Below are 8,548 nucleotides of genomic sequence, written 5' to 3'. Positions count from 1 at the left end.
CCCCCGAACAGGTGCAGCAGGCGCTGGGCCCCGAGGCGCTGAACAACCTCGCCGCGACCACCGGCCTCGACCCGCAGGCGCTGCTGGCGCAACTGGCGCAGCACCTGCCCGGCGCGGTCGATACGATGACCCCGGGCGGGCGGATGCCCTCGTAATCAGGCGGTCGTCTTCAGGCGGTGGCGAAGCGCAGGATTGCCGCTTCGCCCTGCGTCAGGCAGCGCCGCGCCGTCTCGCCAAAGCGCGCGGGATCGCCCACCAACCCCGGCGCTGCCTTCTCCAGACTGCGCGCGTGCCATTTCAGCACCGCCGGATCGGCCATGCCGGGGTGGAAACTCTCGCAGGGCTGACCGTTGGCGGTCAGGATCTCGTGGCGTTCCAGCATCAGATGGATGTAGCGCACCGCGGGCAGCGCGAAATCGCGCCGGATGCCGCGCCCGTCCTCCAGATGCGCCGCCGCGACCAGCACCTCGCCCGCACCCAGCCCCTCGGGCGAAGGCATCAGCAGGCGGTGCGCTGGCGAGACCAACAGGTCGCTGTCAGGCCGCCCGCCGGGCAAGGCACCGGCGGCGATGCGCAGGGGCCTGAGATGGGGATGCAGATAGAGCTCCGCGCCCGACAGCCGCGTCTCGCCCCGCCAGACCACGGGCTGCGCACCATTGTCACGGGTCAGGACCGTCTCGCCGGGTTCCAGCGCCTCGACCGCGCGCGGACCTTCGGGCGTGGCGATCAGCGTGCCGGGCAGGAAGCAGATCACCCCGCCCCGCCGCGACAGCGAGGGCGCGAGGTTCAGCGCGGCGATCCAGAGTTCGGTATCGGGGGCGGGCAGCAGCGGGTGGAACACCGCCAGCCGCCGCCCGTGCCGCTCGACGATCCGGGCGGGATAGAGCCGCGCGCCATCGGTCAGCACCAGCGAGCCGCCGCCGGGCGCCTCGTCCTGCAGATCCTCGCCCGCGCCCTCGGGCATGGCGGCCAGCGACAGGCGCTGCATCCGGCGCCGGGCGCGTCTGCGCGGGTCTTCCCGGTCGGCCGGGCGATCGAGCCACAGCGCCGCCACCCCGGCATCGAGCCGTTGCGCCACGCCGCGCCAGCGCCAGGACATGCCCACCGCCAGCAGGTCCGGCGGCAAACCCCACTCCTCTCCAGGCGCAGTCTGCGCCCATTCCACGGCATACACGCCGCTGAACCCGGATACACTGCTCATTGTTTTGCCTGTTTGTTTCCGTAAGCGTAACAAACAGCGAGTCACCGGGCGAGCCTTATGTGCCCCCTTTCCCGCGCATTCCGCGCCTTGTGTTGCCGTCAGGACTCAATCCGCCCGGCGCGGGCGGGGGACCGGGCTCCAGAGCCGGTGACCCGAGGCCTCGACCGCCGTCCGCATCCCGCCCGCGGCATCGAAGGCCAGCGCGCCCGTGGCCCGCAGGGTCCGCGGGTCCCAGAGCGTGCAGGTCCCGGCAGGCGTCCCCTCCATCCGCTGATCCGTGACGATGACCACCCCGTCGCGGCAGGCCGCCGCCAGCGCCGCCGCCCCGCGCCGCCCGGTCAGATGCAGCCAGTCCGCCCCGTTGAAGGCAAAGCGGACGCCGCCCGGCACCGGAGTGAAGCCCGGCCGCGCTGCGGCGCGGTCCTGCGAGGCCGCGTCGCCATCCGCCTCCAGCCAGTTGCGGGCGACGAAGCCCGCGCCGCGCGGTTTGCTGAGCGCCCGCCCCTCGGGCGTCATCAGCCCGACCAGCGCGCCGCCCCCCTCGACCAGCAGCGCGGGCCTTGTGCCCTGCCCCCAGAACGCGAGCGCCGCGATGGCCAGCGCCGCCCCGGCCAGCCGCGAGCGCCCGGGCCAGAGCACCAGCCAAAGCGCCCCCAGCGTGAAGGCCGGCAGCAGCCAGCCGGGCGGCGCGGGCACCTGTCGGACGGCGCCATCGAGCCCGCCGACCCACTCGGCGACGAACAGGATCCAGCGCGTCCCCTGCGCCATCAGCCAGAGGCCGACGCCCTCCAGCCCCAAGGGCCAGAGTACCGCCGCCAGCACCGCCGCGGGCATCACCAGCACCCCCATCAGCGGCACGCTGACGATATTGGCCAGAAGCCCGTATTCGGCGATGCGGTGGAATTGCGCCGCGGCATAGGGCGCCGTCGCCAGCCCCGCCACCAGCGAGCACAGCGCCGCCCCCGCCAGCGGCGCCAGCGCCCGCCGCCAGCCTCGGGGACGCGGGGCGCCCTGCCGCCGCTCGCGCAGCCAGCGGAACACCGCGACCAGCGCCACGGTCGCGGCAAAGGACATGTGGAAGCCGACCGACAGCAGCGCCTCGGGCCGCCAGGCGAGCAGGATCAGCGCCGCCAGCGCCACCGAGCGCATCGACAGCGCGCGGCGTTCGGCCAGCACCGCGCCCAGCATCACCGCCACCATGACGAAGGCGCGCTGCGTCGCCACATTGCCGCCCGAGAGCGCCAGATAGGCCGCCGCCGCGACCAAGGCGACCAGCGCCGCGATCTTGCGGATCGGCAGACGCAGGGCCAGCACCGGGAAGAGCGCGAGGAAGGCCCGGAGCCCGCCATAGACCACACCGGTCAGCAGCCCCATGTGCAGCCCGGAAATCGCCAAGAGATGCGCGAGGTTCGAGCGTCTGAGATCCTCGGTCGTCTCGATCCCCACGCCCGAACGGTCGCCGGTCAGGATCGCCGCGACGAAGCCCCCCGTCTCGCCCGGCAGCCGGTCGCGGATGCCTTGCGCCAGGCGCTGGCGCAGCCGGGTCAGGGACAGCGCGAGGCCCGGCTCGGGATCCTCCAGCGCCAGCACCGGGCTTTGCGTGTAGCCGACCGCGCCCAGCCCCTCGAACCACGCGAGCCGCCGGAAATCGAACCCGCCCGGCTCGACCGGCCCGCCGGGTGGACCGAGGCGGCCGGTCAGCATCACCCGCGTGCCCGCCACCGGGTCCAGATCCAGCGCCCCATGGACCGAGACGCGCACCGACTGCGGGACCCGCGCCGGGTCGATCCCCGGCAGCACCACCCGGTCCAGCGTCAGCCGCACCGCGTCCGAGACCGAGCGGTCGACCTCGACAATCCGTCCCTCGACCGGGCCATATCGGTGCCAGCCCAGCACCGGCGCCGCCACCGATTGCGCCCGCCAGGCCGCAAGCAGCAGCCCCGCCGCCACCAGCGCCCCGGCCAGAGCCAACGGCCGCAGCCCATCCGGCGCCCGGCGCGCACCGATCAGGCAGACAGCGCCCGCCAGCGCGACAGCGGCCAAGAGCGGCAGGCCCGGTTCGTCCTTCAGCGCGAAATAGAGGCCGACGCCGACGCCCAGCGCCACCGGCGCCAGCGGGAACAGCGCCCCCCGGGCGGCCGATACGGCGGCCGAGACCCGCCGAACCGCCCCGGCCCCGAGCCCGCGCGCATCGGGCAGCGGCAGATCCTCGGCGGCTCGGGCGGGGCTCCACACTTGTTCTCGCCCCCGTCATTGCCTAGAGGTTTCGTCCAGCCTATCTCCCCCTTGGTTTCCGAAAGGTTAACAACAGATGAACGCCGCTGTGGTCACCCGTTTCGCCCCCTCGCCCACGGGTTTCCTGCATATCGGCGGGGCCCGGACGGCGCTGTTCAACTGGCTTTATGCCCGGGGCCGGGGCGGGAAATTCCTGCTGCGCATCGAGGATACCGACCGCGCCCGCTCGACGCCCGAGGCCACGGCGGCCATTCTCAGCGGGCTGACCTGGCTGGGCCTCGACTGGGACGGCGAGGCGGTGAGCCAGTTCGAACAGGCCCCCCGCCACGCCGAGGTCGCGCTGGAAATGCTGGCCCGCGGCCATGCCTATAAATGCTTCGCGACGCAGGATGAGATCGAGGCCTTCCGCGAAGCGGCGCGGGCCGAGGGCCGCTCGACCCTCTATCAATCGCCCTGGCGCGACGCCGATCCCGCGACCCATCCCGACCTGCCCTATGTGATCCGTCTGAAAGCGCCCCGCGACGGCGAGACGGTGATCGAGGATGCGGTGCAGGGCCGGGTCGTGTTCCGCAACGACCAGCTCGACGACATGGTTTGTTTACGCTCGGATGGTACGCCCACCTACATGCTCGCCGTGGTGGTCGATGACCACGACATGGGCGTCACGCATGTGATCCGGGGGGACGACCACCTGAACAACGCCGCGCGCCAGACGCAGGTCTATCAGGCGATGGGCTGGGACGTGCCCCAGTTCGCGCATATCCCGCTGATCCATGGCGAGGATGGCAAGAAGCTGTCGAAGCGCCACGGCGCCCTGGGGGTCGAGGATTACCAGAAGATGGGCTATCCCGCCGCCGCCATCCGCAATTACCTCGCCCGCCTGGGCTGGAGCCATGGCGACGACGAATTCTTCTCGGACGCGCAGGCGGTCCAATGGTTCGATCTGGGCGGGATCGGCAAGGCGCCGGCGCGTCTGGACCTGAAAAAGCTGGACCACCTGACGGCGCAGCATTTCACGGCGATGGACGAGGGCGCTGCACTGCAGGAACTCGAGGCCTATCTTTCCGCCATCGGGGCCGCACCGCTGACCCCGCGGCAGCGCGAAGGCGTGGCCCGGGCCATGGGTCCTTTGAAAGAGAAAGCCCGCAACTTCAGCCAAATCCTTGAACGGGCTCACTTTGTCCTGACGGAACGACCGATCGCCCGGGACGAGAAAGCGGAAAAATCCCTGGACGCGGTATCCCGTCGTATACTGGGTGAATTGACGCCGCATCTGCAAAATGCTAGCTGGGAGCGCGAAAGACTCGAAGCCATCGTGAGCGACGTTGCAGCGACCCACGGCCTCGGACTCGGCAAGATCGCCCCCTCGTTGCGGGCGGCTCTGGCCGGTCGGGCCGTGTCACCCAGCGTGTTCGACATGATGCTTGTTCTGGGACGTGATGAAACCCTTGCGCGGCTCTCGGACGCCGCTGCAGGGGGCTGACTACCCCGCGGCCCGGGGCTGGGCCGCCCAACGCTGGTTAATAAGGAGCGAGGGACGCGATGGCAGACACCAAGGGAAGTGCAACACTCACGATTGGCAACAAGGCAATCGACCTGCCGATCCATTCGCCCACCGTCGGCCCGGACGTGCTGGATATCCGCAAACTCTACGCGCAGGGCGACGTTTTCACCTACGACCCGGGCTTTACCTCGACCGCGTCCTGCTCCTCGACCATCACCTATATCGACGGCGACAAGGGTGAGCTGCTCTATCGGGGCTATCCGATCGAACAGCTCGCCGAGAAGTCGCACCACCTGGAAGTCTGCTACCTGCTTCTCTACGGAGAGCTGCCGACCGCCCAGCAGATGGTCGATTTCGAGACCCGTGTGACCCGTCACACCATGGTGCATGAGCAGATGCACTATTTCTTCCGCGGCTTCCGCCGCGACGCGCACCCGATGGCCACCATGGTCGGCGTGGTCGGCGCGATGTCGGCCTTCTACCACGATTCGACCGACGTCAACGATCCCTGGCAGCGCGAGGTCGCGGCGATCCGCATGGTCGCCAAGATCCCGACGATCGCCGCCATGGCCTACAAATATTCGATCGGCCAGCCCTTCGTCTATCCGAAGAACTCGCTCGATTACGCCGGCAACTTCCTGCACATGTGCTTCGCCGTCCCGGCCGAGGATTATGTGGTCGACCCGATCCTGGCCAAGGCCATGGACCGGATCATGATGCTGCACGCGGACCACGAGCAGAACGCCTCGACCTCGACCGTGCGTCTGGCGGGTTCCTCGGGCGCCAATCCCTTCGCCTGCATCGCCGCCGGCATCGCCTGCCTCTGGGGCCCGGCCCATGGCGGCGCCAACCAGGCCTGCCTGGAAATGCTGCGCGAGATCGGCACCGTGGACCGGATCCCCGAGTTCATCGCCCGCGCCAAGGACAAGAACGACCCGTTCCGCCTGATGGGCTTCGGTCACCGCGTCTACAAGAACTTCGACCCGCGGGCGAAGGTCATGAAGGAATCGGCGGACGAGGTTCTGGGCCTCTTGGGCATCCACGACAACGAGACGCTGAAAGTCGCGAAAGAGCTGGAGCGCATCGCGCTCGAGGATCCCTATTTCGTCGAGAAGAAGCTCTATCCGAACGTCGACTTCTATTCGGGCATCATCCTCGAGGCGATGGGCTTCCCCACCTCGATGTTCACGCCGATCTTCGCGCTGTCGCGTGCAGTCGGCTGGATCGCCCAGTGGAAAGAGATGATCGGCGACCCGGAACTGAAGATCGGCCGCCCGCGCCAGCTCTATACCGGCGCGCCGCGCCGCGACTATTCCGAAGTCGAAGAGCGCTGAGCCACCCGACCCAAGCCTTGCAACGCCGCCCTCCGGGGCGGCGTTTCGCGTTCCGGCGCCTCGCGCCAGCCGCCGCCGCCGCGTTGCAGCGATTCCCGTCTTGACATTATCTTTCGCCCATCTATTCCCTTCGGGTAAGAAAGTTGCGCTGCGACTGCATCCATAGCGGAGGCTCCGATGACTCAAGACACCGTCAAGAAAGACAAGCCCTGGCTCTTCCGCACCTATGCCGGCCATTCCACCGCCAAGGCCTCGAACGAGCTGTACCGGACCAACCTGTCCAAGGGTCAGACGGGCCTGTCGGTCGCCTTCGACCTGCCGACGCAGACCGGTTATGACAGCGACCACGAACTCAGCCGCGGCGAAGTCGGCAAGGTCGGCGTGCCCATCTGCCATATCGGAGACATGCGCGCCCTCTTCGACGGCATCCCGCTGGAACAGATGAACACCTCGATGACGATCAACGCGACGGCCCCCTGGCTGCTCGCGCTCTATATCGCCGTGGCCGAGGAACAGGGCGCCGATGTCACCCAGCTGCAGGGCACGGTGCAGAACGACCTGATCAAGGAATACCTGTCGCGCGGGACCTATATCTGCCCGCCGAAACCCTCGCTTCGGATGATCACCGATGTCGCGGCCTATACCCGCGAGCATCTGCCGAAGTGGAACCCGATGAACGTCTGTTCCTACCATCTGCAGGAAGCGGGCGCGACGCCGGAACAGGAGCTGGCCTTCGCGCTGGCCACGGCGATTGCGGTGCTGGATGACCTGAAGGGCAAGGTCCCGGCCCAGCATTTCGGGGAAATGGTCGGGCGCATCTCCTTCTTCGTGAACGCCGGCATCCGCTTCGTCACTGAACTCTGCAAGATGCGCGCCTTCTCGGAACTCTGGGACGAGATCTGCCTGGAACGCTACGGCGTCGAGGATGCGCGCTACCGCCGCTTCCGCTATGGCGTGCAGGTCAACTCGCTGGGCCTGACCGAGCAGCAGCCGGAAAACAACGTCTACCGCATCCTGATCGAAGCGCTGGCCGTCACCCTGTCGAAGAACGCCCGCGCCCGCGCCGTGCAGCTGCCCGCCTGGAACGAGGCGCTGGGCCTGCCCCGGAAATGGGACCAGCAATGGTCGCTGAGGATGCAGCAGATCCTGGCCTATGAGACGGATCTCCTGGAATACGGCGACCTCTTTGACGGCAACCCGGTGGTCGCGGCCAAGGTCGAGGCGCTGAAAGAGGGCGCCCGCGCGGAACTCGCGCTCATTGACGACATGGGCGGCGCGGTGCAGGCCATCGACTACATGAAGGGCCGCCTGGTCGAGGCCAATGCCGAGCGCATCGGCCGGATCGAACAGGGCGAAACGGTGGTCGTGGGCGTCAACCGCTTCACCACCACCGAACCCTCGCCGCTGACCACCGGCGACGGCTCGATCATGGTCGCGGATGCCGATGCCGAGGCCGACCAGATCGCCCGCCTGACCGCCTGGCGCGCCGCGCGCGATGACGCCGCCGTCAAGGCCGCGCTGGCCGAGCTGCGCGAGGCGGCGCTGTCGGGCGCGAATGTCATGCCCGCCTCGATCAAGGCGGCGAAGGCGGGGGCGACCACGGGCGAATGGGGTCTGGTGGTGCGCAAGGCCTTCGGCGAATACCGCGCGCCGACCGGCGTGTCGCGCAACCCCTCGAACCGGACCGAGGGGCTGGAGGAAATCCGCGCCGCGGTCGATGCGGTCAGCTCGACTCTGGGCCGGAAGCTGAAATTCGTGGTCGGCAAGCCGGGGCTGGACGGCCATTCCAACGGCGCCGAACAAATCGCCGCCCGCGCCCGCGATTGCGGGATGGACATCCATTACGAAGGCATCCGCCTGACGCCCGCCGAGATCGTCTCGGCCGCCGAGGCGGAAGCGGCGCATGTGGTGGGGCTGTCGATCCTCTCGGGCAGCCATGTGCCGCTGGTGGCCGAGGTGATGGAACGGATGCGCGCGGCGGGGCTGGCGGAGGTGCCGGTGGTGGTCGGCGGCATCATCCCCGAGGAAGACGCCATGGCGCTACGGGCGATGGGCGTGGCCGCGGTCTACACGCCCAAGGATTTCGAGCTGAACCGGATCATGATGGACATCGTCGGCCTGGTCGAGGCCCGGCCGTTCGCCGCGGAATAGGAGGAGTTTCGCCCTCGGTGCCCGCGCCTTCGGCCCGCGCGCCTCGGGCGACCAACGGCGCGGCGTGCCGCCGCGCCGAAGAAGGGGGGCTTTCTGCCCCCCTCTGCCCTGCGGGCATTCACC

The 8,548-nt window shown here is 69.2% G+C and carries 6 protein-coding genes; 4 read left to right on the top strand and 2 right to left on the bottom strand.

What is annotated here, in order from left to right; all coding sequences use genetic code 11:
- The first annotated feature begins 11 nt into the window (after positions 1–11).
- On the top strand, positions 12–155 hold the full coding sequence (locus VDQ18_RS23600; RefSeq protein ID WP_416235139.1) for a YidB family protein: 144 nt from the start codon (positions 12–14) through the stop codon (positions 153–155).
- A gap of 14 nt (positions 156–169) precedes the next feature.
- Here VDQ18_RS23600 and VDQ18_RS21760 read toward each other — a convergent pair whose 3' ends face one another.
- Together VDQ18_RS21760 and VDQ18_RS21755 are read right to left on the bottom strand one after the other, a co-directional pair.
- On the bottom strand, positions 170–1,126 hold the full coding sequence (locus VDQ18_RS21760; RefSeq protein WP_323022964.1) for a Hint domain-containing protein: 957 nt from the start codon (positions 1,124–1,126) through the stop codon (positions 170–172).
- A 180-nt stretch (positions 1,127–1,306) separates the two neighbouring features.
- Positions 1,307–3,436: a ComEC/Rec2 family competence protein gene (locus tag VDQ18_RS21755; RefSeq protein ID WP_323022963.1), complete on the bottom strand. Its 2,130-nt coding sequence runs from the start codon at positions 3,434–3,436 to the stop codon at positions 1,307–1,309.
- Between the two features lie 76 nt (positions 3,437–3,512).
- Between VDQ18_RS21755 and gltX the strand changes: the two genes are divergently transcribed.
- From gltX to VDQ18_RS21740, 3 genes are all read left to right on the top strand, one after another.
- A complete protein-coding gene (gltX, locus tag VDQ18_RS21750) occupies positions 3,513–4,919 on the top strand; it encodes a glutamate--tRNA ligase (RefSeq protein WP_323022962.1) in 1,407 nt (468 codons plus the stop codon).
- A gap of 59 nt (positions 4,920–4,978) precedes the next feature.
- The gene (gltA, locus tag VDQ18_RS21745) at positions 4,979–6,274 is read left to right on the top strand and encodes a citrate synthase (RefSeq protein ID WP_107749849.1); all 1,296 of its coding nucleotides are present in this window, start codon (positions 4,979–4,981) and stop codon (positions 6,272–6,274) included.
- A gap of 177 nt (positions 6,275–6,451) precedes the next feature.
- Positions 6,452–8,425, top strand: coding sequence for a methylmalonyl-CoA mutase family protein (locus VDQ18_RS21740; protein ID WP_323022961.1), 1,974 nt, complete (start codon positions 6,452–6,454; stop codon positions 8,423–8,425).
- Positions 8,426–8,548: the final 123 nt, after the last annotated feature.

It is taken from the genome of Pararhodobacter sp. (genome assembly GCF_034676075.1).
Classification (GTDB): domain Bacteria; phylum Pseudomonadota; class Alphaproteobacteria; order Rhodobacterales; family Rhodobacteraceae; genus Pararhodobacter.
Note: the sequence above shows the minus strand (reverse complement) of the source record. Positions and strands in the feature narration are given on the sequence as shown.